Source organism: Pseudoclavibacter sp. CFCC 14310 (genome assembly GCF_008831165.1).
Taxonomy (GTDB): Bacteria; Actinomycetota; Actinomycetes; order Actinomycetales; family Microbacteriaceae; genus Pseudoclavibacter_A.
Map to the genome: position 1 here is coordinate 1 of NZ_WBKC01000004.1, position 26132 is coordinate 26132.

15 protein-coding genes are annotated in these 26132 nt (G+C 63.9%); 4 read left to right on the top strand and 11 right to left on the bottom strand.

The genetic code is table 11. From position 1 onward, the window contains the following. A partial coding sequence (locus F8O06_RS09620; RefSeq protein WP_192496913.1) for a transposase occupies positions 1–663 on the top strand: 663 nt, incomplete at its 5' end. A 545-nt stretch (positions 664–1208) separates the two neighbouring features. Here F8O06_RS09620 and F8O06_RS09625 read toward each other — a convergent pair. The 5 genes from F8O06_RS09625 to F8O06_RS09645 form a co-directional block, all read right to left on the bottom strand. After that, on the bottom strand, positions 1209–3158 hold the full coding sequence (locus F8O06_RS09625; RefSeq protein ID WP_192496914.1) for a LuxR C-terminal-related transcriptional regulator: 1950 nt from the start codon (positions 3156–3158) through the stop codon (positions 1209–1211). Positions 3159–3530: 372 nt separating this feature from the next. Then, complete coding sequence (locus F8O06_RS12275; protein ID WP_192496915.1) at positions 3531–4844, bottom strand: hypothetical protein; 1314 nt, start codon at positions 4842–4844, stop codon at positions 3531–3533. Positions 4845–4971: 127 nt separating this feature from the next. Further along, entirely contained in the window at positions 4972–6267 is a 1296-nt protein-coding gene (manA, locus tag F8O06_RS09635; protein ID WP_158038402.1) for a mannose-6-phosphate isomerase, class I, read from the bottom strand. 421 nt (positions 6268–6688) lie between these two features. Beyond that, positions 6689–7939: a C40 family peptidase gene (locus tag F8O06_RS09640; RefSeq protein ID WP_192496916.1), complete on the bottom strand. Its 1251-nt coding sequence runs from the start codon at positions 7937–7939 to the stop codon at positions 6689–6691. A 449-nt stretch (positions 7940–8388) separates the two neighbouring features. Further along, complete coding sequence (locus F8O06_RS09645; RefSeq protein ID WP_158038404.1) at positions 8389–10413, bottom strand: amino acid permease; 2025 nt, start codon at positions 10411–10413, stop codon at positions 8389–8391. A 675-nt stretch (positions 10414–11088) separates the two neighbouring features. Here F8O06_RS09645 and F8O06_RS09650 point away from each other — a divergent pair. Continuing rightward, positions 11089–12705: an RNase H family protein gene (locus F8O06_RS09650; RefSeq protein WP_158038405.1), complete on the top strand. Its 1617-nt coding sequence runs from the start codon at positions 11089–11091 to the stop codon at positions 12703–12705. Between the two features lie 862 nt (positions 12706–13567). On the opposite strand, the gene F8O06_RS09655 is transcribed toward F8O06_RS09650, so the two are convergent. The 3 genes from F8O06_RS09655 to F8O06_RS09665 form a co-directional block, all read right to left on the bottom strand. After that, positions 13568–14917: an MFS transporter gene (locus F8O06_RS09655; protein WP_158038406.1), complete on the bottom strand. Its 1350-nt coding sequence runs from the start codon at positions 14915–14917 to the stop codon at positions 13568–13570. Positions 14918–14925: 8 nt separating this feature from the next. Continuing rightward, positions 14926–15444: a VOC family protein gene (locus F8O06_RS09660; protein ID WP_158038407.1), complete on the bottom strand. Its 519-nt coding sequence runs from the start codon at positions 15442–15444 to the stop codon at positions 14926–14928. Between the two features lie 172 nt (positions 15445–15616). After that, positions 15617–16270 carry a GntR family transcriptional regulator gene (locus F8O06_RS09665; RefSeq protein WP_158030790.1) on the bottom strand — a complete coding sequence of 218 codons (654 nt, stop codon included), beginning with the start codon at positions 16268–16270 and terminating at the stop codon, positions 15617–15619. A 361-nt stretch (positions 16271–16631) separates the two neighbouring features. Here F8O06_RS09665 and F8O06_RS09670 point away from each other — a divergent pair, with 361 nt between their 5' ends. Together F8O06_RS09670 and F8O06_RS09675 are read left to right on the top strand one after the other, a co-directional pair. Beyond that, the gene (locus F8O06_RS09670; protein WP_158038409.1) at positions 16632–18893 is read left to right on the top strand and encodes a thiamine pyrophosphate-dependent enzyme; all 2262 of its coding nucleotides are present in this window, start codon (positions 16632–16634) and stop codon (positions 18891–18893) included. Then, positions 18890–20365: a dihydrolipoamide acetyltransferase family protein gene (locus tag F8O06_RS09675; protein WP_225733468.1), complete on the top strand. Its 1476-nt coding sequence runs from the start codon at positions 18890–18892 to the stop codon at positions 20363–20365. Before F8O06_RS09670 ends, F8O06_RS09675 begins: the two co-directional genes overlap by 4 nt. 385 nt (positions 20366–20750) lie before the next feature. Here the strand turns inward: F8O06_RS09675 and F8O06_RS09680 are convergent, their stop codons facing one another. Genes F8O06_RS09680 through F8O06_RS09690 form a run of 3 tightly spaced genes read right to left on the bottom strand, consistent with a single transcriptional unit; the run spans position 20751 to position 26130 of the window. Next, the gene (locus tag F8O06_RS09680; protein WP_158038410.1) at positions 20751–21920 is read right to left on the bottom strand and encodes a hypothetical protein; all 1170 of its coding nucleotides are present in this window, start codon (positions 21918–21920) and stop codon (positions 20751–20753) included. Beyond that, positions 21917–23008, bottom strand: coding sequence for a hypothetical protein (locus F8O06_RS09685; RefSeq protein WP_158038411.1), 1092 nt, complete (start codon positions 23006–23008; stop codon positions 21917–21919). The genes F8O06_RS09680 and F8O06_RS09685 overlap by 4 nt, the downstream gene beginning before the upstream one ends. 2 nt (positions 23009–23010) lie before the next feature. After that, a complete protein-coding gene (locus F8O06_RS09690; protein WP_158038412.1) occupies positions 23011–26130 on the bottom strand; it encodes a hypothetical protein in 3120 nt (1039 codons plus the stop codon). Between the last annotated feature and the right edge of the window lie 2 nt (positions 26131–26132).

The following is a 26132-nucleotide window of genomic DNA, read 5'->3' on the forward strand; positions in this document are numbered from 1 at the left end:
CGACGCGAGGTCCTTGGCCTGCAGGTCGCGACATTGGAGACGGGAGCTGCGTGGAACTCGTTCTTCGCCGACCTCGTCGCCCGCGGCCTGGCCGGCGTGCGCCTGGTCACCTCCGACGCCCACCCCGGCCTTGTCGAGGCGATCGCGGCGAACCTGCCCGGCGCGGTCTGGCAAAGATGCCGCACCCACTACGCCGCGAACCTGATGAACGTGACCCCGAAGGCCATGTGGCCGGCCGTCAAAGCGATGCTGCACTCCGTCTACGACCAACCCGACGCCGACGCCGTCAACGCCCAGTTCGACCGGCTCCTGGAGTACGTCGACGGGAAGCTCCCAAACGCGCACGACCACCTCGACACCGCCCGCGCGGACATCCTCGCGTTCACCGGGTTCCCCGAAGGCCTCTGGCAACAGATCTGGTCCAACAACCCGAACGAACGCCTCAACCGGGAGATCCGCCGCCGCACCGACTCCGTCGGGATCTTCCCCAACCGGGATGCGATCATCCGCCTCATCGGTGCCGTCCTCGCCGAACAGACCGACGAACGGACCGAAGGCCGCCGCTACCTCGGCCTCGACATCCTCGCCAAGAGCAGACTCACCCTCGTCCCCGACACCGAACCCGAGGAGGTGACCGACACCACCCACGAACTCAGCGCCTAACCAACACCAACACCAACACCAACACCGACTCCAGAAAGATCACCAACCGTTACACCACACCACGGGACTTGACCCCTCGAGAACCAGAACCTAGCATGACGCACCTTTCACAATTTACGATTGCTATCTGCACACACGTGCAGGTTTTACGACTCATATATGTACATGACTTCTGCCCGAATGATTCATACATGATCGTGCACATGTTCGCCATCGCACATCCTAACCCCTTAATTGGCGCTAGATTCTGCAGTTTCCCACCCATCTCCCCCATACGCGCAGAGTTAACATGGTCGAAATATACGATGCATAAGCTCTGGCATGATAGTCCAGTACGTTTCATATCAACTGGACGTGCGCGCTTGAGTCAGCACAGCCTCACTCTGATTCGTCAGAGCCCCCACAGGAGTCGAGCGAGGTGGGCATCCGCTCCCACGGCTCTCTCCAGCAGCGACGCACGGTAAAGCGGGTTCGTCTCGGTTTGGGCACTACCCGAGCGGCAGTCTCAGCAGCTGGCCCGCCTACATGCCTCAGGGCGACCCCGGTCAGCGCAGCAGACCACGTTCAGCAGCCACCGTCAACAGCTCTTCCCTGTTGTGCACGTCAAGCGCCCGGTAGAGCCGCTGAACATTGCTTTTGACGGTATTCGTCGACACATGCAGCTCTTTCGCTATCTCGCTGTTGGGCCGACCCTGCGCCATGAGGTGTACCAGATGCAACAGCGTCGGCGGCAGCTTCGGCCGAGGCAGCGCATCGGGAATCAACGAGTTCAGGGCTGCCATCTCACACGCCGCATAGAGCGGTGCCATGAGGTTGCCCGGAACGACGGCCAGCGAGCGTCGCCCGCCCTGCAGATCTGCGATGGCGGCAGCCTCCCGCAGCATCGACTGCGCCTCTGCGCTGCGCCCTGTGTACCATGCTGCGCATGCGGCAAGCGTCATCGCTTCAGCACGAGCGAGCGGGCCGAGCAAGTCGAAGGCCAGAATCTTCGCAGACAGATCAGCAGCCTCATGAAACTCTCCGGCATACAACGCCAGGCGGGCACGCGTCGGCAGGGCGATCAGAGCGTCAGGCGCAATGAGGCGGCCGGCCAACGCATGTGCCGCCCCCAGATGACGAGCAGAGATCATCGTCTCGATCTGACAGATCATGACGATCTGAGCCGGCATTTCGTCGGCTGCGGGCAGCAGGGGGCGAATCTCCTCGAGAATCGCCGTCAGCAGGCTCGGCACGCCAAGCACCTGTGCCGCGCGACGATAGGCCAGCAGCAGGAACGGCCAGAGTTCGTCATGCCAATAGGCTGGAGCCTGGGTGAGACCGATCAGCCGTTCGACTTCATCCCGGTCCAGACGTTCGGCGGCGATGAAGAGCGCCGCCGTATACTCACCGCAGCGCACCATCTCGCGAATGCGTCCGGTCGGCTCGGGCAGCGTGCGCAGACGACGCAGATGTCGGTCGGCGGCCACCAAATCGCCCATGAGCACACGCGTGACGGCGAGTTTGCTCTCGGCATCGCGACACAGCATGCGGTCACCGGCACAAGTGGCGATCTGCCGTGCAGCTTCGAAGTCTCGGGCGGCCGTCGCATAGCGCCCGGCGAGCAGAGCAGACAGACCGGCATGCAGCCGAGATATCGCGGTCGTGCTGGTTCGCAGGGGTTCAGCGACGCGGTCGCTCTCGGCGAAGCTCTGCTGCAGGCGCAGAACCAGGATGCTGCTGAGCACACGAAGTTCTCGTGACGGCGAGCGGGTGAACTCTTCGAGTTCGCTCACCACAGTGCTGTCTGCATTCGTGACGGGCACTTTCGCCTGTACAGCGAGAAAGGCTCGACAGAACATCAGATCGGGGTGAGTGGTCTGCACCTCAGTCGGCAGGGCTCCGAGTGCGCGGTACATCAGACTGGGCACTTCACTGGTCAGGGAATAGAGGTTCGGCCGCAGCACCTCGATCATGCCGGCGATGTCTTCGTCTTCGAAGGCCTGCTGCAGCCGTGTTGCGGGAGGTGGCTCCGTCTTCTTCATCGCCTCGCGGATGCGCTGCATGTTGTGCTCGTACGTCTCGGGATGACGTCGCAGGCATTCCTGTCGGGTGACTCTTCGCAGCGCCGCAGGAATCCGGCCGATGACAGTGACGTCGTCGTCATCGGCCAGAATCAGCCCGTTGGAGATCATGCCTGCGAGCAGATCAGGAAAGTCGTTGTCGGGCCAGAGTTCGACGGCCAGACTGTGTGTCAGCGCGACCGGCAGGGTCATGGCGGCGAAGAAGTCGATCTCACGCTCAGAGAGATGCAGATTGGTGAGCACGCCCAGTGCCGCGTCATCGACAGTACCGGCGGCACGACTGCGACCGAGCACGACTTCGACGACTGGCCTCAGCAGACCGGCCTCATCTGTCACACGCTGGGCGAGCTCAGAGTCATTGTCTACGAGGGCCAGCAGCTCTGCAGCATCAAGCAGTGGCGCTCGCGGGGGATCAATGCCTGCCGAAATCGCCACGCAACCACCCATCCGCATCGCTTGAGGCCGAAGCTCCCCGCATACTCACATCGTTCACCGAGAAAGACGAATTCCGGCCGCACAAAACCGAGCGCACACCGGAGATACAACCAGTATCATCCCCATCCCCCGTCGGCGCAAATTCACCCTACAGTTCACCCCCAGTGACGCAAAGTTCCAGCGCTGTTGACGGTTTCGTGCGTTTGGTCGCAGACGCATGGCCCGCTCCGTGCTGCGCGTGCAGCCGGCAACGGACGTCTGCCGTCTCAAAGGATGAAGAGGGTGACTACTCAGTCGTTCGTTCAGTGTGTTGACGCCCGCGTGTCGACGGCAATGCCCCATCGCGAACCTCTGCCCCCCCCACCGCGAACCTCAGAACGAGCTGAAATCGAGCTGCGGTGTGCCGTCTGCGCCGATCGACACCGGCACGACCGTGGTGTAGTCGAACACCCCGGTGTTCACCCGGGAGTCATCGCGCCAGTCGTCCTCGTCTTCAAAGCGCCACTTATAGTCGATGTGCATGTCGCCGCCGGTCAGCACGACCGATCCAGCGGTCGAGCCATTGGCCTTGTCAGCGCTGCTCTGGCCGCCCTGGCCGCTCTGGCCGCCCTGGCTACTCTGGCCGCCCTGGCCGCCCGGCACCTGCCCCGAGCTCGACGAGCCGGCCCAGCCGCCAGATCGGGAAGACTGCTGCCCCGTTTCGTCTGTGAAGGTGATCGTCGGCTGGCCCGACCAGGATCGGCGTATGCCAGTGACGGCATACGAACCCGGGTCACTCATCTTGAGATGCTTGCAGCCCTCTGGCTCGAACTTGTCAGACTGCATGCATTCGGCGATGCGGCTCTTCACCTGATTGATCGCATAGTCGCGCCCCTGCTGCGACCAGGTCTCCGTGAACGCCACCGAACCGGCGTCCCCATCACCGGAAGTGAACGCTTTGACCGTTACCGGGTCGCCGAAAGTCACATACTGGCTGTTCTGCCTCGGGGCGAAGGTGTACGCCCCCGGCAGCACCGAGATCTCGTCAGCGCTGCCGAGCTCCACTTTCACACCGTTGACCGTGTCGACTGCCTCTGGCGAGCTCACAGTGATCTTCTGCATGCCTCCATCGGCGAATGCCCAGTCGTCGAAGATGACGGCCTGATTCCCGCGCTTCTGCAACGTGATCGTGACCGGGTAGCTCTTGGAATCGATGGTGAGGTCGGCGCTCACCGTTGCGGTATCGCCTGAGATGGCCGTGCCGTCGATTGTGAACGCTGTCGGCCTGGCCGAGGATGCGCCGAAGACCTCTGAGGTCAGCAGCGCACGCTGATCGGTGCTCAAGTTGGGCCGGTACAGTTCGAGCGCGTGATCGACGTCGCCGTCGACCACGGCCTGCAGGTATGCCTTAGCACGTGCCTCGGGGCCGTAGGTGGAGCTGTTGCCGACCGCACGTGTGATGAAGCCGGCGGCGACCAACAGGCCGATGCAGACCATGGCAATGATGATGACGATCCAGCGACGCTTCTGCCTGCGGCTCTGCTGCTGCAGCTCACTGGAGCTCAGCGCGCCAACGACTTCGCCCTGGCTCCACGCGCCGTTCCCGTTCCAGCCTGCGCCCTCGGGCGCCACGGGTGCCTGCGGCAGCCGTGGCGGCGGCGCGCTCTGCGGTCGGGCAGTGTTCAGTCGTTCGTTCTCGGGCATCATGTGTCACTCCCCTTTTTGCGCATACATACAAGCGGCGCTCGAGCAGCGACGCTCGGCTGCCGAATACCGACGTCGCCAGCCTACTCAACAGCGCACACAGCGCCGACCGACGCCTTGTCGCGACTGATCAGCTGTCGCGTCCGGCGACCACCACAGTGGCGTGCCCCTGCTCCGGAGCCACGATATGCAGCTCGCGGGCGTCTACCAGCGCTGCAGCCTGCCCCTCGCCCACCGTCAGCTGCGCACCGTCTGCGTCGCGAATGAGCAGCCGCCCGTCGCCGTGGTGGTGCATCACATAGGCGATGTCTCCGTCGTGGAACGGTACGCGTGCGCGCTGCCCGTCGCTCACATGCGTGAATGTGAGCCGCAGCCCGGCCCCTTCGGCCTGCACCTCGACGACGTCGTTCTTGTGGTACTCATACAGGTGCTTGGGCGCAGACGGCTCGAAGTCCAACACCTTGAGAAACTCGTGGTCGTCGACGTGTTTCGAGGTGAGACCGGCACGCAGCACGTTGTCGCTCGGCCCCATGAGTTCGAGACCGGTGCCGTGCAGGTAGCAGTGCGGCGTGCGCGGTCGAAGATAGATCGACTGGCCGCGTTCGAGGGTCTCGTGGCGCAGCAAGAGCCCGAACGGCACGCCGCGGTCTCCCGGGTAGTGCTCGTCGAGCCGACGCAGCACCTCGTCGCGTTCGTTCGCGCAGACTCCGAACCCGCCCATGAAGCGAATATGCATCTGATTCGCCAACGCACGTCCGAACGCCGCGTCGTCCTGCAGCATCCACCGCACGGCAGCCTCGATGGGGTCGGCTTCGACCAGCGCATGCAGCAGCTCAAGCCAGATGATCTCTTCGGCGCGAGACTGGCAGCTGCGCAGAATCAGCTCGACGTCGGCGATCACGGCTTCGGGGTCTCGAAAGCCTGCGAGCAGATCGAACGACTCGCTCAGGGCGTAGACCATCTCAGGCTTGGCGTTCGGGTCACGGTAGTTGCGCACAGCGGCCGTGAGCGGCACGTTCATCGCATTCTCAAGCACGAACCCCTCGTTCGCCTGTTCGGCGTCTGGGTGCACCTGCACGCTCAGCGGGCGATCAACCGCGAGCAGTTTGAAGAGGTAGCCGATGTCGGCAGGGCGCCCGAGCTGCTGCAGCGCCTCAGAAAGCGTCTCACCCTCATGCGGGCCGTCCACGACGACAGACGGCCAAGTGGGGTGTGTGCCCAGCCAGAGCTCGGCTTCGGGCTCAGCCACGACCGGCATCGGCGCGGAAGACTCTGCTGCCGATGCTGTCGGCGCCGCCGAGACCTCGCTGGCCACGAAGGCGCCTGCGCTGTGGAATCGCCGAGAGGGAACACCTCGCAGACGCGCTATGCCGCCGGGCGTGCCCCAGTCATAGTCGCGTGGCTCGTTGTCGATCAGCAGTGACATCAGAAGTCATCGTATCGTGCATGCCCGTATGACGCTCGCCGCTGTCGGCGATGCCCGTCCGAACGGTCGATCACATGCATGCCGACGATTGGGGTGAACATGCCGGGCGCGCCGAGGTGAGAATGCCGAGCGCGCTCAGGTGATTTCTCAGGGTGAAATTACTCTGAGGCTGCCGAGCATGAAGAGGCCCGAGACTCCGGTCGGGGGGGGTGACACAGAATCTCGGGCTGCTCATTATGGTAGCGGGTTCCGGGCAATACGTCTTCCTCAGAGCCTCATTTCTTATGAATCTGATAGAAAAATAGCCTGAGCTCCGCAGAATTCTCACCATATGCGGAATTTCGGCCAAGCCCCGATCTGATTCTCGCCCCCTGTAGCCGCCACGCCCCAGCTGCCGCCCGGCCGAGATGGCGTTCGAAGATCAGAAGCGCAGGAAGGTAGGGGTGCCACCCATGAACGACAGCGGCGTTACACGAACCACATCGCCCGGCTGAACTGCGTGAATGATCTTGCCGCCACCGAGATAGATGGCGACGTGCCCCGGCCACCAGATGATGTCACCGGGCTGGGCCTGCCCCTGTGAGATGACCCGACCGGCTGAACGCTGCGCACCGGAGCTGTGCGGAACTGATATTCCCGCTGCTGCATAGGCGAGCATCGTCAGCCCCGAGCAGTCCATGCCAGAACGCGAGGCGGCGCCCCAGACGTAGGGCACACCTTGGTACGCCAGCGCCGCACTGACGATCGTTGCGCCTCTTGACCCGCTGCTGCTCGGAGCAGGAGAGGTCTGTGAGGGCTGTGGGGTAGCTGCAGGCTGTGAAGGCTGTGGGGTGACTGCAGGCCGTGCAGCCGGAGTCGGAGCAGGTGCTGCAGCCGCCGGAGTCTGAGCAGGTGCTGCAGACGCCTGAGTCGGAGTAGACGGTGCCGCCTGCTGACGAACCGGGGCCGCAGCTTTACTCTCTTCAGCCGACTGATCGCCTGCCTGCACCGGGGCGAGTTTCGCGGCCTGAGCCTGGCGCTGCTGGATCAGCGCCTGTCGCTCTTGTTCGACGCGCTCTTCGCGCTCACCGCGAAGCGTCGCCTGTTGAGCGGTCAGATCGGCCACCAATGACGTCTGCGAGGTGAATCGGCTGTAGGCGTCGTTCTGCGCCTGGAGTAGCGCAGTCGAACGCTGCTGATACTCGTCTGAGAGACTCTGGAGTGCATCCTGCTGCGCCTGCACCTGCGCCGCCAGCGACTCGGCCTGCTGCGCATCAGCCTGCGCCTGCGCCATCGCGTCGTTGTATCGGTCACCGAGCTGCCCAAGACTCGAAACGCGAGACAACGCCGAGTCAACATCTTGCACACCCGAGATCGCGCTCATGCTCCCCAGGCCGAACCCTCCAGTACGTGACAGCTGCACTGAAATCGTGCCCACATATGACTTGGACTGCTCTGCCTTCTCACGTGCGGCATCCGCCTGAAACTGCAGATCGACAAACCGATTGACGACATCTGCGAGCTTGGTCTGTACTTCGCCTGCAGCGCTTTGCGCCTGCGTTGCCTGAGCCTGAGCATCTTGGAACTGCGCATCGAGCGCAGAGAGGCTCGCCTGCACACGCTGTGCGAGGTCTGCCGTTTTGCTCTCGTCACCTTTGGCGGCATTGATCTCATCCCATGAGGGAGTCTGCACGCTGTTTTCATCTGCATAAGCGGGAGTGATCACACCAAATGCCGAAGTCTCAGGAATGGGGGTCAGCGACAGAGTCGCGAACAGACCGACTGACAGAACACCGACAACAAGCTGGTTCTTCATGTACCCTGACAAACCTCTCATTACGTGTACGTACGTCAACCAACCGCTGCACACAGTCTGCATTCAACTGCTTCGAGCGCCTGAAAATGACTACAACGCCATTAGTCTAGACAGTCCCGAACGACAAGCTCAAAGGCGGCGTGTCGAAAAAGTTTCACGTTGAGATTGAGGGTTAACGGTTCTGAAGAGGTGCTTTCGCCGCCTGGACGCACAGACCACTCGCGCGCCGATGGCGGACGCGCGGCGCCGTCACTGTCACATTGCCACCATCACCGTCACCGCTCCAGAAGCGAGATCTCGCCGCGAAGTGGCGTGCACAGGCACTTCTATGCGAACAGAGTTACCACGTGCACGATGCCCACCACGACCGCGACGGCCGCAGTGGAGTATCCGACGCACAGCGAGGCGAGCAGGGTGCGCGATGCCCCGCTGGCCACATGAAGATGCTGCGAAACCACAGCACCCGTCGACTCCGCCGCGGCCAGCGCCACCCGCTCATCATGGTTCTTCTCAGCACGGTGCAGCGCCACGTGCGAGACGACCAGCCCCGGAATGGCCGACAGCAGCACCGCCCAGACGAGCACTCCGGTCATGCCTGCCGCAGTCAGCATCCCGGTAAAGAGCCCCACTACGATGACGAGCACGAGCGCAGCGGCGAGCCAGGTGAGCACAGCGCCGGCTGCGGTGATTGCGCTCGAGCTCGCCTTGTCATCGGCGGATGCAGCAGCCGAGTCCGCCTCCCCCGTCGCATCCGCGGCCGCGCGCGTGCGGTCGGCGACATCACCGGCATCCGCCGCATCTGACTCGGCCGACTCTTCGACGGGCAGCGCCGAGGCAGGCGCGAGCAGAGCATTCTCAGCATGGCGCAGGGAGCCGAGGCCGCCCTCGAGACGCACGCGGGAGTGCCTGTAGCTGTACCCGAAGTAGAGCGCGAGGCCGACCAGCAGCCACACCACGAAACGCAGCCAGGTCTCGATCGCGAGGTTCATCATGAGCCAGATGCACAGAACACCCGAGATGATCGGCAGAGTCGGCGACCAGGGCACGCGGAATCCACGAGGCACATCGGGGTAGCGCTTGCGCAGCACCGGCACGGCGAAGCTCACCAGTACGAACGCGCTCAGCGTGCCGATGTTGATCATCTCGCTCAGCTCGTTCACGTCGCCGAGGCTCGCGATGACGGCGACGATGATTCCGCAGCCGATCTGCAGCCGGGCCGGCGTGCCGCGCTTCGAAGTGTGCGAGATGGCGCGAGGCAGCAGACCGTCGCGACTCATCGCGAAGACGATGCGGGCTAGGCCGAGCAGCAGCACCATGATGACCGTGGTGAGCCCGACCAGGATGCCGATTGTGATGAACGTGCCCACCCAGTTCGCACCCACGATCTGGAACGCGGTCGCGAGACTCGGCTCAGGCTGCTCGGCCATTTCACGAAAGCTGACCATGCCGGTGACGACGATGGTGACCGCGATGTAGAGCAGCGACACGAGACCGAGACCGCCGAAGATGCCGCGCGGCAGGTTGCGTTGCGGGTCTTTGGTCTCTTCGGCCGTGGTCGCGACGATGTCAAATCCGATGAACGCGAAGAATACGAGTGCGGCGGCGCCAAGCAGACCGTAGGCCCCATAACGGGTGGGGTCGGCACCGATCATGAAGCTGAAGAGCGACTGATGCATGACGTCTGCGGCTCCGCTGCCGCCGGCGGTGGGCTCGCTCGGTGGCAGGAACGGCACGAAGTTTGCGGCTTTGACGTAGAACGCCCCGGCAAGCACGATGAAGATCGTGATGCCGACTTTGATGACGGTGAAGATGTTGTTGACTCGTGTGGTGAGCTTCGTGCCGACCACGAGCAGCGTGGTGAAGATCGCGACGATGACGATCGGCGGCCAGGATGCGGTGAACGGGCCGACCTGCACATCCGTGGGAATATCCCAGCCGACGAACTCGAACACGTTTCGCACGTAGATGCCCCAGTACTTCGAGATGACCGAGGCGGCCATCAGCATCTCCAGGATCAGATCCCAGCCGATGATCCAGGCGATCAGTTCGCCCATGGTGAGATACGAGAAGGTATAGGCCGAACCCGAGACGGGCACAGCCGAGGCGAACTCGGCGTAGTTCATCACGGCCAGGCCGCAGATCGCCGCAGCGATCACGAACGAGATGATGACCGCCGGGCCCGCGTAGTTGGCCGCCGCCTGCGCACCGACCGAGAAGATGCCCGCACCGACCGCGACCGCGACGCCCATGACCGCGATGTCCCAAGCGGTGAGCTCGCGTTTGAGCTGCCGTTCCGGATCTGCGAGATCCTCGTTGACCTGTGTGATCGTCTTGCGCGCGAAAAGACTCATTGCTGAGTCACATCCTCTCTTTGTGCCGGTGGCGGGCTGGGGCCCGGGCGGCTGTGGTGCTGTGGTGCGCTGCAGTGTGCTGGTGCGCTGCAGTGTGCTGGTGCGCTGCAGTCGTGATTCGGGCGATTCCTCCTGCGATCGAACGCAGGGGTCGGTGTCGCTGCTCCGCAGGTCGCTGGATCTTCTCGGATCGTGACCCGCACATCCGTATTTCTTCTGCCTTGTGGGCTGCCGACGCCGCACCTTTCAACCGCCGACTGTATGCCTTATGAGCCGCTGGTCGGGGTGGATGCGTGCCAATGCCGCCAATAGTTTAGTCATGCTGTGGTTTTCGTGTGGAGTTTGCACAGATTCAGCCGCAGTTCGGCCGCCTCGCTCGGGGCTGTCTGTGCGGTCCTGTACGGATCGCCCGAGCTCGGAGCCCGAGGTTGAAACTGAATCGACAGAAGCGGGGCAGTCGAGTACTCAGGAACCGCTCACGCCCCCGCAGACACGGTTCTGATAAGCGATTTTTGTGGTTCTGCGCGCCGATTCCCACAAAAGGTGCAGATCGTGCATCGATAGCCGCAGGCTGCGACGAACAGATCGCAGACGTCGCGCGAGACGCCGACAGCCGTCAGGCCTCCGCAGCACCTACACGCACGCATCCGCACGCACCCGACTACTGTTAAGGCGATGAGACCCAAGAAGACCAGCGCTGCCGGCCAGAGCATCACTGTCTACACCGACGCCTCATTCGATCCGAACGAGAAGCGCGGCGTGTACGGCTGGGTCAGCCCATGCTCCGACAACCAACAGCCCGATCACTGGGTCGGCATGCGCAAGGCTCCGTCGGTGAACCAGCTTGAAGTGCTCGCAGCGATCGCTGCAGTGATGGCGCACCCAGATGCGCACGACGTCACTCTCTATACCGACAGCCACGCTGTGATCGTTGCGTTCGAGAAGGCCTCGCGCTCTGAGACGGTCAAAGGTGTGCCGTCTGCGCGCGTGGAAGCTCTGCACGAAGTGCTGCAGCATGTCAGCGTCGACGTGCGCAAAGTGGCCGCGCACACCACTGACTACTGGAACAACGTCATCGACCGCGTCGTGCGCGCAGTGATGCGCCGGCTCGAGGTCGAGGCCGATCAGGTACACCTTCCCAAGCAGGATGTCGTGCAGGCGGCCCTCGACGAAGCACGCCGCACCTCGAACGAGACCGCACGCAAGGCCGAGCGGGATGCTGCCGAACAGGCTGCGAAATCCGCCGCCGCCGAGGCTCAGCAGCATGAGGATGAGAAGGCCGATCGGTTCGTCAGGTCGGGGCTGGAGTCCCAGCCAGGTCTGGCCCCGGTGTCGGCTGCGGCCGACTCAGCCACGCACCTCACCGCCGCCTTGTCAGCCGAGCTGCTTGCGGCATCCGCTGCCGAGCGTGCAGTGCCCGACTACCTGGCCCCCACATCGGCTGGCGCACTCAGTCCGCTGTTCGGGGCCGGTGCCGAAGTCGCAGCCGAACTCGCCGCTGCCGGCCTGGGCGAGGGTCACGGCGATGGTGACGCCGATTCGACGGATGCTGCAGACGAGACCGAAGAGACTTGGTCGGATCCGTTCGCGGTTCCAGTTCAGACCAGACGCTCGGTCGATGCGCGGTCTGCACGTCAACGACCTGCGAGCGCACCTATCGCCTCGGATCTGGCTTCGACCCCAGCTGCGGCACCCATCAACTCGATCTTCGACTTGGTCGCCGAGGCGAGCTCGGCCGCAGATTCTGCCGAGGCTGCTGCATCGCACGTCGACGAGGCTGACGTCGCACTCTTCGACACCGCAGATGCCGACGGAGGGTCGTTCGACGCGGGACAGTTCGACGCGGCTCAGTTCGACGCGGCTCAGTTCGGCACGGGACAGTTCGACCCTGGTCAGTTCGACGCGGGCCAGTTCGACGCCAGATCGTTCGACATCGGCGCCGCAGCAGCCGCACCGCTCGAGTCTGCGGACTCACAGGCGGCACGATTCGCATCCGGTGAATTCGAGACCACTGATTTCGGCATCTTCTCTTCAGAAGCCTCAGCAGAGCCCACCATGACCTACTCGAGTGCGGCTCCGGCGACTCGCGAGGACGACCTGCTTCAGCATCCTGCGTCAGCTCGTTCGAACGATCTGGGCCGCCCGACCGACGCCGATGTCTTCAGCGTGCCGAGGTCGAGCGACCCGTTCGTGCTGCTCGATCAGCTGCAACTCGAGAATCAGCAGCTGCGGCACGAGCATGCGGTGCTTCGTGAGGCGCTCGAGATCATGCTGCGCGACCGGCGCGCGTGACGTTCTGCTGGGGATTTGGTGGGTCCGGTCGAACGTTTCTGTAGCGATTTCTGCCAGTGGCTTCGGACAGTGGAGTCTGGCTTCGTGTTCTGACAGTGGGTTCTAGCGTCAATCAGGAGGTTCTGACTTCGTACTCTGACAGAGAGTTCAAGCCTCAATCAGATTCAAGCCCCAATCAGTGGGGTGCGAGCCCCGGGTTCTGTCCCCTAGTTTCTAGCGGTAGGTTCGGGCAGCAGTAGTGCTTGAGGCTGAGTCTGCCAACGTGACTTTCGTTCCTACTCCGCGCGATCCGTCGGAGAGAATGCAACCGGCCCTGAGAAACACAACCGCAGTCACTGCCGAAACTGGCTGCATTATCGGCAGCCCGGTTGGATTTCCCCGGGGTACAACTGTGCACAGCTGCGAGGCTTCGCACAGGAACGACAGAGCACGGAGGCCGAACGCTTCAGCGGAGACGGCACCTCTTCGTAGTGAGCAAGTGGCGGCCTATCCTCTGCACACGAGCACAGTCCCGCTCAAGTGTGCATGAATCCGGCACTCCCCTCATACTCACGGTCCTGCACACGTGCACGGTCCTGCACACGTGCACGGTTCCGCTCAAATGCACACCGTTCCGCTCAGAATGAGGTGATCTCGGCGGAACCGTGCACACCTGAGCGGAACCATGTACGTGCCGCCCCACGACACCCTCAGCCGTTCTGTGTGAAGACCAAGTTGATCCCCCACTGCCCCAGGGCGACCAGACCACAAGCCTCGACAATCCAGCACGGGGTGAGGGCTCTGTGCAGACCAAAACGCAAAGCGCTGCACGACCAAGCGAAGTGCTCGCTCAGTCGTGCAGCGCTTTGTCAAGGTTCTGCGATCAGCGTCCCGCACCGGCGAGAATCTCGTCTTCGAGCTCTTTCAAAGGGCGCTTAGCCGTCTCACGCCACGACAGAACGACGATGAGCGAAGCCACACACAGCACGATGAAGTAGAGGTTGAAGACCCAGCCGAGCCCGATCGACGTCAGCCACGTGTTCAGGTATGGCGTCGTGCCACCGAACACTGCAACCGACAACGACATCGAGACACCAAGCACCTTCGTACGGTACCGAGTCGGCACTTGCTCCGAGAGCACGCAGGCGAAGATCGACGTCGCGCACGCATTCAGCGTGAGCGCGACCGCCTGCGCCACCAGCAGCGTCCATGATTGCGTCGAGATGAGCCCCATCAGCGGCAGAGCCAGCACAGCGAACCCTGCGGCCCAGATGGCGAGCATCGGTTTGCGTCCGATGCGATCAGAGAGCATGCCGGCGAAGGGCAGCGCCACGATTCCGATCACCTGCGCAATCAGGCTGGCGGTGAAAGCCGCTTGGGCGTCCATACCACGCTGGCTGATCGCTACGGTCGATGCGAACGAGTTCCATGTGTAGTAGACGACTGAGGTGCCGCCGACGAAGATGAACATCTTCAACCCGATCACGAACAGCGTGCGCGACGACAGGGTCTTCTCGGGCTGAGCGTCGTTCGACTGTTCGTCCGACTCTTCGTCGGGCAGCGACTCGACCATCCCGCGACGCATGAACAGCACCGCCACTGCCAGCAGTGCCCCGGCGATGAACGGCACACGCCAGCCCCATTCATGCATCTGCTCGGTGGTCGTGAAACTGGTCAGCAAGCTGCCGAACAGTGTCGCCAACAAAGTACCGGCACCAATGCTCACATAGACCGAACTCGACCACAGCCCACGCCGTTTCGGCGGTGCGATCTCAGAGACATAGGCGTATGAAGCAGTCGACTCACCGCCATGTGCGAACCCCTGGGCGAGGCGCGCGATCAGCAGGACGAATGAGGCCCAACCACCCACTGCCTCATACGAGGGAGCGATGCCGATCAGCAGGCTGCCACCTGCGGTCGTCAGCATGGTGGTCACGAGCACGACCTTGCGCCCGTACCGGTCCGCGAGTGCACCGAACACCATGCCGCCCACCGGGCGGGCGATGAAGCCGACGGCGAAGACCAGCAGCGTGCCGAGCAATGCTGACACCTTGTCTGACTGATCGAAGAGCGCTCCGGCGATGTACGTCGAGAAGATCGCGTAGACGGTCCAGTCGAACCACTCAAGCGCGTTACCGACGGCGCTGGCCGCGAGCGATCGGCGCAGGTGGCCATGGTCTACAGCATTTTCAGTGGATGCTGTGGCTGCGGATGTTTCTGAAGTCACGCTCATCTCGGCCCTCAGATCGTCTCGCTGGGGCGCCGCTGTGCTGGCACCTCGATGGCTTCGAGCACGACGGCGAACGTCGAATCGACAGCATCGAAGTACGCAAACGCGCCGTCGCCGTCAGCACCGTAGCCTTTGCCGGTCTGCGCTGGGGCAGTGCCCAGTTCAGCAAAGGCGTCGACGATCTCGGCAGCAGAATCGACGAAGAAGCCCACGTGGTGCAGACCGTATCCGCGGCTTTCGACCCACTCATGGTAGATGCTGGGGCCATCCATCGGCTGGATGAGCTCGATCTGGGGTGAGCTGCCGCTCAGAGCAAGACGCATCGAGTAGGTACCCGGCTGGCCTCGGTAGGTCAGCTCCGGAACTGAGTCGGGTGAGTATGTGTAGATCTTCCATTCGTCGTAGCCGAGCTGTTTCCACGCTTCGATGGCTTGAGCCAGGTCAGGGACCAGAAAGGCCACCTGATCGACGGGATGTCCGCGCAGAACTTCTGGAAGCGCGAGTGATGTGGGGTCTGGGAGAGATGCCATGTGTTCCTCATTGAATCGAACATGTTGTGAGCGCACCGTAGTGCGAATGGTCACACACTAAGAGATTGGATCCAACGATTGCAACTTAAGTCCAGAATCGTATTGATTCAGCCATAATCAAGAGATTTTGGATACATATTTAGATCGCCGGTAAGCGACTCTGACTGCTCTCTCAGCTGTCGAACACATGCACGGCATGCTGGAGTGCCAGACGTGTGCGCCGAATGTGCATCTCCAAGACAGCCACGGCAGCCACCGAGTCACCCCGCATGAGCGCATCGACAAGCAGCCCATGCTCACTGGCGATCAGCGCCCTGCCCCGATCATCCTGCATCTCAGTGAATCGACGCCGATAGTGCTGTGTCACATCCCAGAGCTGCCCGACCTCGCGTTTGACGTAGCCGTCTGGCGCCGCCTGATAGGTCAACGAGTGGAACCGTCGATCCAGCGCTATGAACTCGCGCACGTCGCGACACTCGTCAACAGCTCTTCGAGCGACATCGATCTCTTGCAGCTCAGCCTCACGCAGACCAGGCAGACTCTGTTCGAGCAGCAGGGGCTCGAGCCGTTCCCGCACGCGATAGAGCTCGACGCATTCGTCATGCGTCAGCGAAGAGACCCAGGCCCCGGTGTTCGCCACCAAGCGCACCAGCCCGCGCCCAGCCAGCACTCGCAGTGCTTCGCGAATCGGCACACGACTCGCTCCGAGCTGTTCGGCCAGTTCTTCCTGCCGCAGGCGTTCCCCGGGCAGAAGATCGCCATCAAGGATCAACGCACGTAGCTGGTCGACGACACGACCGGTCGATGTCTCTTTCATCGTCCCCATACCAGGCTCCTCCCAAACCTCGATCCTGCGACTGGACGTCACACCCGCCTCACGGCCGGGCGACTGCTGACTCACTGTCTCAGAATCCCGCGGCTGTCCCGGCCAGGGTGCCCAGGCTGTCGACATCGCGCGCAAACCATCATGAGTGTACCAAGGCTTGCCCCTGCACGACGCAGACCTTCACTCATTATTGGATACATTGAGAGGCCTTCTGGTCGCGATAATCGAATATGAATCCGTGAGGGCACTTGCATTGGATCCAATTACCGTTCTAGAGTGATGCCCAGTCGACAAGCGACGGCGACGAATCATCCGTCTGCTCGATCACGCCATGCATGCACTGTCAAAGGAGAAAGTGACGATGCCCAAGACTGTCAATCTCAGACCCGCCGTGCCATGGGTCGAGCTGCGCGCGACCGCGAAAGACTGGGACGAAGCCGACCCACAGCTGCTGCGCGACATGCTCGCACAGATGCATCTCATTCGCGCGTTCGAAGAGAGCGTGCTCGACCTCGCCAGTCAGGGCCTCGTCCACGGCCCCGCACACTCCAGCATCGGCCAGGAGGGCGGTGCCGTCGGTTCGATCACCGGCCTGCGCTCGAGTGACGGCATCAACGGCTCGCACCGCGGCCACCACCAGTTTCTCGCCAAGGCTCTGCGCCATGTGCATCGCGACGCGTACGACCTCGGCGCCATCGTCGATGACGCGACGCAGGACGTACTGCAGCGCACGCTCGCCGAGATCCTCGGTCTGGCGCAGGGGTACTGCAAAGGCCGCGGAGGCTCCATGCACCTGCAGTGGCACGAGGCCGGGGCGCTCGGCACCAATGCCATCGTCGGCGGCGGGGTGCCGCTGGGCGCGGGCAACGCCTGGGCGCAGCGACATGCGGGCACCGACGATGTGACGTTCACCTACTTCGGCGATGGAGCCACGAACATCGGTTCGGTCCTCGAGTCGATGAACCTCACCGCCGCCTGGGACATCCCCCTCGCGTTCTTCATCGAGAACAACGGCTACGCCGTGTCGACCAACGTCGACGAGGTCACCGGCGAGTCGCGACTCAGCGGGCGCGGCCCCGGCTTCGGCATTCCCTCATGGCGCGTCGACGGCATGGATCCGCTCGCCGTGCACCTCGCGACCGAAGCCGCCCTCGACCACATGCGTGCGGGCAAAGGGCCGGTCGTCATCGAAGCACTCGTCTATCGGTTCTTCCATCAGAACGGCCCCTACCCCGGCAGCGCGTTCGGCTACCGTACCAAAGCCGAAGAGGCCGAATGGCGCGAGCGCGACCCGCTTGAGAAGGTCGCTCTCGAAGCGATCAAGCGCGACGTCTTCACTCGTGAGCAGGTTGATCAGGTGCGTGCACAGGCGCAGGATGCGATGCGTGCGGCCGTCTCAGCTCTCACCGAGGCCGATCCCGAGTCGCAGACGGGAGCACTTCGAATTCGTCCGGAGCTCTGGCCCGAGCCCGGCTTCGTGGACATCGGCGTGCGCGGAGACCTCAGCGAGATCGCCGACGCGCGCACGCTCGATCCGGTGGCGCTCGGCATTCCCGCGACGGGCATCCGCACCAATGCAGATGCCGACACCGCAGCGACCAGCCCGGCCGACGCAGCGCAGCCAGAGACCAAGACGATGAAGTTCGTCGACGCAGTGGCCAAGGTCATGGAGCGACGCATGGAGACCGATGACCGCATCATCGTGCTCGGCGAAGACGTGCATCGGCTCAACGGCGGCACCAACGGCGCGACCAAAGGGCTCACGAAGCGCTTCGACGGCCGTGTGCTCGGCACTCCGATCTCAGAGAACGCATTCGCAGGCCTCGCCGGCGGCGTCGCCCTCGACGGGCGCTTTCGACCCGTCGTCGAGTTCATGTACCCGGACTTTCTGTGGGTGGCGGCCGACCAGGTGTTCAATCAGATCGGCAAGGCGCGCCACATGTTCGGCGGGCACAGCGCAGTGCCGCTCGTGCTGCGCACCAAGATCGCGATGGGGTCGGGGTACGGCTCACAGCATCTGATGGATCCGGCAGGCATCTTCGCCACCGCACCCGGCTGGCGCGTGGTCGCCGCATCGACGCCTGCGGACTACGTGGGGCTGATGAACGCCGCTCTCGCCATCGACGACCCGGTCGTCGTGATCGAGCACGTCGACCTCTATGCGCAGAAGGGCGAGGTGCTGGTCGACGACTGGGACTACCAGCTGCCCTTCGGCAAGGCCGCAGTGCGCCGCGAAGGCTCAGAGGTCACCGTGCTGTCGTACCTCTCCATGGTGCAGCACTGCCTCGACGCAGTCGACGAGACCGGGGTCGACGGCGAGGTCATCGACCTGCGCTGGCTCGACCGAGCGAGCATCGACTGGCAGACCATCGAGGCCAGTGTGAAGAAGACCGGTGCCGTGCTCATCGTCGAGCAGGGTGCTCAGGGCACCTCGTACGGCGGCTGGCTGGCCGACGAGATTCAGCGCCGTCTGTTCGACTGGCTCGATCAGCCGGTGCAGCGCGTGACCGGCAGCGAGGCGAGCCCGAGCATCTCCAAGGTGCTCGAGCGCGCGGCGATCGCCGGGCACGAAGAAGTCGTCGCCGGCCTCGAGCAGGTGCGCGCGCAGTTCGGAGGTCGATGATGCCGAAGACCGTGAACATGCCCGAGGTGCTCGCCGGAGCAGCCGAGGCTTCGATCAACGAGTGGTTCAAGCAGGTCGGAGACACGGTCGAGGTCGGGCAGCCGCTCGCCGAGATCGAGACGGAGAAGGCCGTCGTCGAGTACGAGGCAGAAGAGGCCGGCACAGTCGCACGGCTCCTGGTCGAGCCCGGTGAGACGGTGACCGTGGGCACCCCCATGCTGCTGCTCGCCCTGCCCGGCGAAGATGTGGATGCAGTGGGCGGTGGCGCTGATGAGGCAGACGGCGCAGATGCAGAGGCACAGGCCGCTGCACCTGCACCTGCACCTGCTGATGCTGATGCTGATGCTGATGCTGATGCTGATGCTGATGCTGATGCTGATGCTGCTGATGCTGACGGTGCCGCAGACGCAGACCTCTCCGAGACACCGTCGAGCGCTCAGGCCCCAGCGGTTCGCGAGCCTGCGGCGGCAGCGCCGAGCGACCGGGCCCACGAGGCCGATGCGCACACGAACGGCTCGCGCCGATTCGCGAGCCCGTTGGCTCGCAGACTGGCCCGCGAGCGCGGCATCGACCTGAACCGCGTCGAGCCGACCGGCCCAGGCGGACGCATCGTGCGTCGCGACATCGATCGCGCTCATGCAGCTGCCGCTCCGACGCATCCCGAGACGTCCGCAGGCGATGCCGCGGGCGCGACCCAGCATCCCCACGCTGTGCCTGCACCACCGGTAGTCACGAACCCGGTGCAGCGCACATCTCCGTCAGCCGGAGAGGTGCCGGACGGCGCCACGGCCATTCCTCTCACCGGGATGCGCCGCGCCATCGCCCGTCGCCTCACCGAGAGCAAGACGCAGGTGCCCCACTTCTACATCGATGTGGAATGTCGGGTCGACCGGCTGCTCGCGCTGCGCGCCGAACTCAACGAGACGATCGCAGGTGACGACCGTGCGCGACGTGTCTCGGTCAACGACTTGATCGTCAAGGCGGCGGCGCTCGCGCTGCGCGACGTTCCAGAGGCACACGTGCTGTGGGACGGCGACCGGCTGCTCACCTTCGATCGGGTGGATGTCGCAGTTGCGGTGGCGATCGACGGCGGCCTGGTGACTCCGGTCGTTCGCGGTGTCGACCAGCTGAGCGTCGGAGCCGTGCACGAGCAGGTGCGCGGGTTCGCGGAGCAGGCACGAGCCGGCCGCACCTCACCCGCTGATCTGGTCGGCGGCACGCTCGCCGTGTCGAACCTCGGCATGTACGGCACCAAGCGGTTCAGTGCGATTCTGAACCCCCCGCAGTCGGCGATCATCGCTGTCGGCGCCGCCTACCGCAAGCCCCTGATCGTCGACGATCAGATCGAGATCGGCACCGTCATCGAGTGCACGTTCTCAATAGACCACCGCGCCATCGACGGCGCGGTTGCAGCCCAGCTGAGCGCCGCCTTCCAGCGGCGGATCGAATCCCCCCTATCGATTCTGGGCTGAAAGGTCGATGGCACCGAGCTGCTGATTCCCCTCCGGCTCGGTGCCGTCGATCGCCCCCTTGCTGTGCATGGTTTTACCCCGTGCGCACGGTTTTGCACAAACGCGCACGGTTTTGCCCAGATGCGCACGGTTCTGCTCGAAAGTGCACGATTCCGTCCAGATGCGCACCGTTCCGCTCTGATCGAGGTGATCTCGACGGAACCGTGTACATCTGAGCGGAACCGTGCCCGCGCCGCCCACCACGACGCCGCCCCGGCAGCCTCAGCGCAGCATCCCCGCTATCCCGGCAGCCCCACGATCAGAGCTTCCCCGCGATCAGGGCAGCCCCAAAACCAGGGCAGCCCCACGAGCAGAGCTTCCCCAAGACCAGAGCTTCCCCTGACTGCTACCGCACGGGGAGCACCCCTTGGTTGCTCATCGCCCATTTCATCGGGTCGAGGCATCGGAACGGAACGATGCCGCGCTCGCTCAGCTCTTCACCCTCAGGCGACTCACCGAGAGCTGAGACCGCGAAGAACCGATGCGGAATCGGCTGTCCCGTCGCCGAGTTCTCGACGCTCGACACGATGTCCTGCGCACCAAGCCGAAAGAGCAGGCTGCGCACCTCCTCAGACAGCAGCGCCCCGTCGTTCTGGTCGTACTGCGGTGACAGCCGGCTGGGATCCCGGAACAGCGCCGCCCCGCTGTTCGACATGATCGGACTGAAATCGGCGTCGTCGACGTCTTTGAGCGCCTGAACGGCATCGAACTTCGACAGAATGATCGCCAGGCTCTGCGGGCGGTATTCCGTCAGTCGCAGCAGATTCGCCAACACGCTGATCGGCTCGCCTCCGAGCATGCCTGGGGCGGGAATCAGATCAATCAATCGGTCGCGCACGTTCTTCACGGTCAGTGGGTCAAACATGAAGAAGATCGCATCAGCGTGCGCAAGAAACGAGAACTGGTCTCCCTGAGGCGGGTTCTCCATATCCTCACCGGCCACATCACGAATCACGAGATGCCACGGCACCCCTTGCACACGCCCCAAGCTGAAGATCAGCGGCTCACGCTGATACGACGTGCCCGTCTTCGCACTGGGAGTCATCTGCATCAGCCCGCGCTCTGCATACAGCGGGTCTTCGTAGATCTCTTTGTAGTTCTGCTGCGTGTTCTCGTCTGCAGGCATCATCGCCGTGCCCACCTGCTGTGCCCAAGCCCGCAGCTGCTGCACCACGACGGCGACGTACAGGCTCTTACCCGTGGTTCGAGCGCCGCTCATCGAGATGCACACCGTGTTCGTCTGTCGCCAGTTCGGCGGCAGCGTGCGGTGGCAGTTCACGCAGGCCTCCTGCATGGGGTGGCCGCACGACCGACAGCAGACCCCATCCGCCAGGCTCCATGAGCGTGGGGCGTCCGGCGGACGCTGCTGCTGCAGCATTGGCCCCACGTACACCGGCTCGAAGCTGAACTGTGACGCGACCAAGTCCTCTGCTGCCTCGCACAGCCCCGAGTTACACACCCACGCCGCTGAGTCTGCGTCAATCGTCGCGAAACAGTACGGGCATTTGGTCGTCATGATCGTCCTCCTCGGGCCGACGCGTCGTTCAGTGCGAATCCCGCCCCCAGCAACGACCGCACAATGCGACCGAGCTCTTCAGGACGCGCCTTCAGCGTCTGCTGCAGCCGCCGTCGCACACAGTCGAACGCAGTGCACAGCCCGGCTGCGTCCTGTTGCAGCGCGACGGCCGCGGGGTCGCCGAGCACCAGATAGTGAATGCGCAGACCGGCAGAACGACGAGCGGTCTGCAGCGCGTCAGCCGGCAGGGCGTCGGTCAGCACGAAGACGCGCTCACCCGGATTCAGCATCTGCAGAGCCGTCGCGTAGCGTTGGATCGAGAACCCTGATCTCGTCCAGCTTGCGGTGGATGCTTTCGGCGCTCCCGAGTCGACCGGCGCATTCGAGGGGCTCGCCGTGAGATTCGTGGCAGAGCCGAATGTCTGTTCGGCAGCCAGCTGCACAGGTACGATGCGATCGTCGGCCGACTGCAGCCAGGTGCGCCGCAGCGACCCTGCGACGACTTCTGCGACGCCGTCGAACACTTCGAGGGCGCCACGTGCGTCACCACTCTCAGCCCACTGCCGCATCGACGCAGAGTCGTCGACCAGGAGCGTGATTCCGGACGCATCGACGCCTGAGTAGTGCGTCGTGCCCAGCAGCTTGGCGGCGACGACTCGAGCAGCCCCGCCGAGTTCGCCGAGATCGCGGCTGGTCTCTTTGGTCGAGAGCCCGGTGACGACGATTCCTTCGGGCGTGCGCTCCAGATGCAACAGCGGCAGGCTCGACAGCCCCGCGGCATCCGTCGGGTTCAGTACAACCTGCACTGGGTCCGCTGACGCCTGGGCGTCGGTTGTGAGCGTGAGACTTACTTTGGAGGGCGATGGAAACGACGCGGCGTTGACCGGTTCGATGAGCACATCTGCGCTGCCGATCAGATTCGGAATGATGAGCATGTCACTGCGCGGTCGCACCAGACCGGGGAGGTCGCCCATCTCACCGCGGGCGACGAGCTGCGAGGCTCCGTCTCCCTCGACGCGAACAGACATCATGACCGGTGCGGGGCGAAGCGTCGCGCGCGTGCCCTCTTTGAGTATGTATGTTGGCACGATCAACGCCCTTTCTTTGCGTCATGTGTACGAAGTGCGTTCCGGCCCCATGAGAACAGCCCGCCGGCCGCCTGCTTGTCAAACCGTCGGCCTTCGATCTGCTTCGCCCACCGAGACAGGGCTTTCGCCAGTTCGCGTTCGCCATACCCCTGCGCCACGAGCCTCGGTGTCAGGTACTGCGACAGAGCGTCTTTCAGGTCGGCGGCTGTGAGCATGACCTGCTCTGCGTCGGGGGGTCTGTGTCTGCCGCCGGATTTCTCATGTTCTGCGGCCGTGACTGCACTTGCCGCGTCGTCTCTGTCCTGCGTCGACCGACCTGCGGCCTCCTGCAGCAGCAGAAGCAGCGGCAGATCACAAAGCGGCACCGGTTCGTCTGTGAGTCCGGGCAGAGCCAGGGCAAACCACTGGCCGCTCGATGTGGTGGCACCCAGTTCCTCGGCCTCTGCGCTGTGCTGAAACGACAGCAGTCCCAGGGAACCTCCTGCGCTGTTCAGCTCATCCTGCGTCTTCCAAACCGGTATGCGATGTTTCAACAGGTGCAGCAGAGGCTTGGTGTCTTTGAGCCCTCGCATCGCGTGTTCGATCAGCACCCAATTCTGCTGAGACGGATTGGCCGGCTGCGGCGGACGCTGCGCTGGCTCTGTGATGGACTGCTGCAGCCACACGACGTCAGCCAGATAGAGCGGGGCGAACAGCTCCCAGTCGACGGCGGTTCGAGGCCACCCGTTGAGCAGCCGCAACAGCTCGCCCGGCTGGTCGGCTGCGAGATCGGCGCCTGCGCGGGCCGCGCGAGCAATCTGCCGCAGATGAGCCAGCGTATGCTCAGGCCGGCTTGGCGTTTGAGGCTTCGACGCGGCGACCAGGCGTTCAGCCAGATGCATAGCCGATACGTCGTCTGCAGGGCTGCACGCCAGAGCGGCGATGCACCACGCCGGTGGAAGGCTGCCCGGGTGCAGCCGATCAACGGTGTCGACGACACTCACCGGGGGATGGTAGGCATCGATGGACTGGTTCAGCTGTGGGTCATCGGTCTGCCACCAGTGCTCGGCAGCCGGAGTACCCCCTGCCACCGCCTGAACGCCGCTCTTCCGCGACCGCGGCCGAGCCGTGATCAGCGTATGCAGAGCGAGCGACGCGACACCGGCATCCATCGGCAGACCGGAGCGGAGCCGCATGATCGCGACCTCACGGTCGATCGGAGCGACGTCGAACGCTTCTTTGTCGACCTGGCTGCGACCGAGCGGGCTCAGCTCACCGTTCGTCAGCCAGCTCACCAGTCTGCCACCCTCGCGTGCGGCGGCCAGCCCTATGCGTCCGGTCGCCAACTCGGGCCAGACCTGTGGCTGCGCGAGCGCGTCGTAGACCAGCTCTTCGGTCAGCGGGGCGCTGAGGGATCCGATCCGCACGATGCTCTGACGCCGTAGATCGTCGTCGGCATTCATGACCAGGGTGAGGCAGAGAGTGACTGTGTCGGCCAGGGCCCGGCGCAGCTGTGGTGCAGGCTCGAGTGACGCGGCGCTGTAGGCGCGCATGACGAAGTCGGCCACCCGCAGACCCCAGATCGGGTTCTTGACTCCTCGTTCGGCGGATGCCGCCTGCAGCTGTTCGAGGAACGCCGCGTTGACCGCATCGCTGATTTCGAGTGGTGCCGCGACTGGTGCGCCTGACGTGTGCTCGCCCTCATGAGACTGCAGAATCCAGCTCGGATCGCGAACCGCCGCTCTCAGATACGAGTTACTGCACAGATCGTGCAGCAGCCTGTTCTGCCGGGAGTCGGTCGTCAGCGTCTTCTTCCAGGCCTTATCTGCGGAATCAGCGACCTCGAAGTCGATGGCCTGCACTGCCGTCTCGAACAGTTCGGTGTCGTCTCTGATGGCGTCTGGAGACGAGCTCGCGACGACCTTCGAGGTGACCTCGATCGCATCGTCGGCGACGCCGCCGCCCTGCAGTCGAATCGTGGCGGCCAGCGGCCACTCCGGGGTCAATCCGAGATCGCCTACCCTGTCGGCCACCTGATCGATGGCGTCGAGCACCGTCACGGCCTCGTCGGGGTCGCTGAACAGCAACTGCGTCATTTCAGACCATGCGGTGACGGTGATCGCAAGACCGTCAGCCGTCTGGTGCGGGGTCGCAGGGGCACCCGAGCCTCCAAGACCACCGAGTGAGATCTGGTCGTGCTCGCCGATCACCACACAGGTGCGGATCAGTTCCCTGCGACGCTCGGCGTCGAGATCCTCGAGCGGGACAGCCGCCAAGTGCACACCTCGATGCCACACCTGTTCGAGGCCCTGCGCACGTTCGAACAGCGACCATCCGAAGCGACGGGTGACGACCGGCGAGGTCAGACGTGAGAGGGCTTCGACCCAGAAGGCCGCGTCATCGGGAGAGTCGACGCCGAGCACCACACGGCTCCCGCCGCGCAGACTCGCATGAACTGCATCCAGCAGCACGCACAGCAGGCTCAGCCGTTCGAACGATTCGAATGCTCCGACGAGTCCGGCAGTGTCAATCCGGTAGGTCGCACGCGGTACGGGACGGCCTTCGGGCAGCGCTGCCTGGTCGACCTCTTTGACCCCGAACGGAGTGAGCAGGTCGGGTGAGCGCCACAGCTCGATCGGCCGCACCGGTTCCTCCGCCGGATCTGCGCGTGCAGCGTCGACATCACGGTCGAGCACAGCGTGGGTGAAGACGTTGCCTGGGCGTCCAGTGATGTCAGCGCCGCATTCGACCGCATGCCACCAGGCTGCCTGTGTGGCGCTGATCGGCGCATACACCAGACGACGCCACTGGTCGCGTCGGTCGTCTGCGGTCGGAAACTTCGGCAGCGGGCGCACCGCGTTGAAGCTTGTGACGATCTGCGACACGAGCTGCGCACTTTCGGCCTCGCTCAGACTGCCCGATGTCTCTTTGACCTGCCAGCCGCCCTTGCTGCCCGTCTGCATCGAGCCGTAGGTGAGCTGTGCCCAGCGGGGCGCCGTCGGCTGCAACGGTTTGGGCGGCTTCGGCAGCGCCGCTGATGCCGGCGGCTGTGCCAGAGCGGTCGAGAGGTCCCTTGCCGGCGGTGCCGGCATCGCTGGCACAGCCTGCATTCCGTCAGCATCCCCGTTCTCCACCGACGGCATGA

What these genes read in the sequence shown, in the direction of transcription:
- F8O06_RS09645 (WP_158038404.1), bottom strand. Translation starts at nt 10,413, where the DNA reads ATGAGTCTTTTCGCGCGCAAGACGATCACACAGGTCAACGAGGATCTC.
- F8O06_RS09665 (WP_158030790.1), bottom strand. Translation starts at nt 16,270, where the DNA reads ATGGGGACGATGAAAGAGACATCGACCGGTCGTGTCGTCGACCAGCTA.
- F8O06_RS12275 (WP_192496915.1), bottom strand. Translation starts at nt 4,844, where the DNA reads ATGATGCCCGAGAACGAACGACTGAACACTGCCCGACCGCAGAGCGCG.
- F8O06_RS09670 (WP_158038409.1), top strand. Translation starts at nt 16,632, where the DNA reads ATGCCCAAGACTGTCAATCTCAGACCCGCCGTGCCATGGGTCGAGCTG.
- F8O06_RS09660 (WP_158038407.1), bottom strand. Translation starts at nt 15,444, where the DNA reads ATGGCATCTCTCCCAGACCCCACATCACTCGCGCTTCCAGAAGTTCTG.
- F8O06_RS09690 (WP_158038412.1), bottom strand. Translation starts at nt 26,130, where the DNA reads ATGCCGTCGGTGGAGAACGGGGATGCTGACGGAATGCAGGCTGTGCCA.
- F8O06_RS09650 (WP_158038405.1), top strand. Translation starts at nt 11,089, where the DNA reads ATGAGACCCAAGAAGACCAGCGCTGCCGGCCAGAGCATCACTGTCTAC.
- F8O06_RS09655 (WP_158038406.1), bottom strand. Translation starts at nt 14,917, where the DNA reads ATGAGCGTGACTTCAGAAACATCCGCAGCCACAGCATCCACTGAAAAT.
- F8O06_RS09675 (WP_225733468.1), top strand. Translation starts at nt 18,890, where the DNA reads ATGATGCCGAAGACCGTGAACATGCCCGAGGTGCTCGCCGGAGCAGCC.
- manA (WP_158038402.1), bottom strand. Translation starts at nt 6,267, where the DNA reads ATGTCACTGCTGATCGACAACGAGCCACGCGACTATGACTGGGGCACG.
- F8O06_RS09680 (WP_158038410.1), bottom strand. Translation starts at nt 21,920, where the DNA reads ATGACGACCAAATGCCCGTACTGTTTCGCGACGATTGACGCAGACTCA.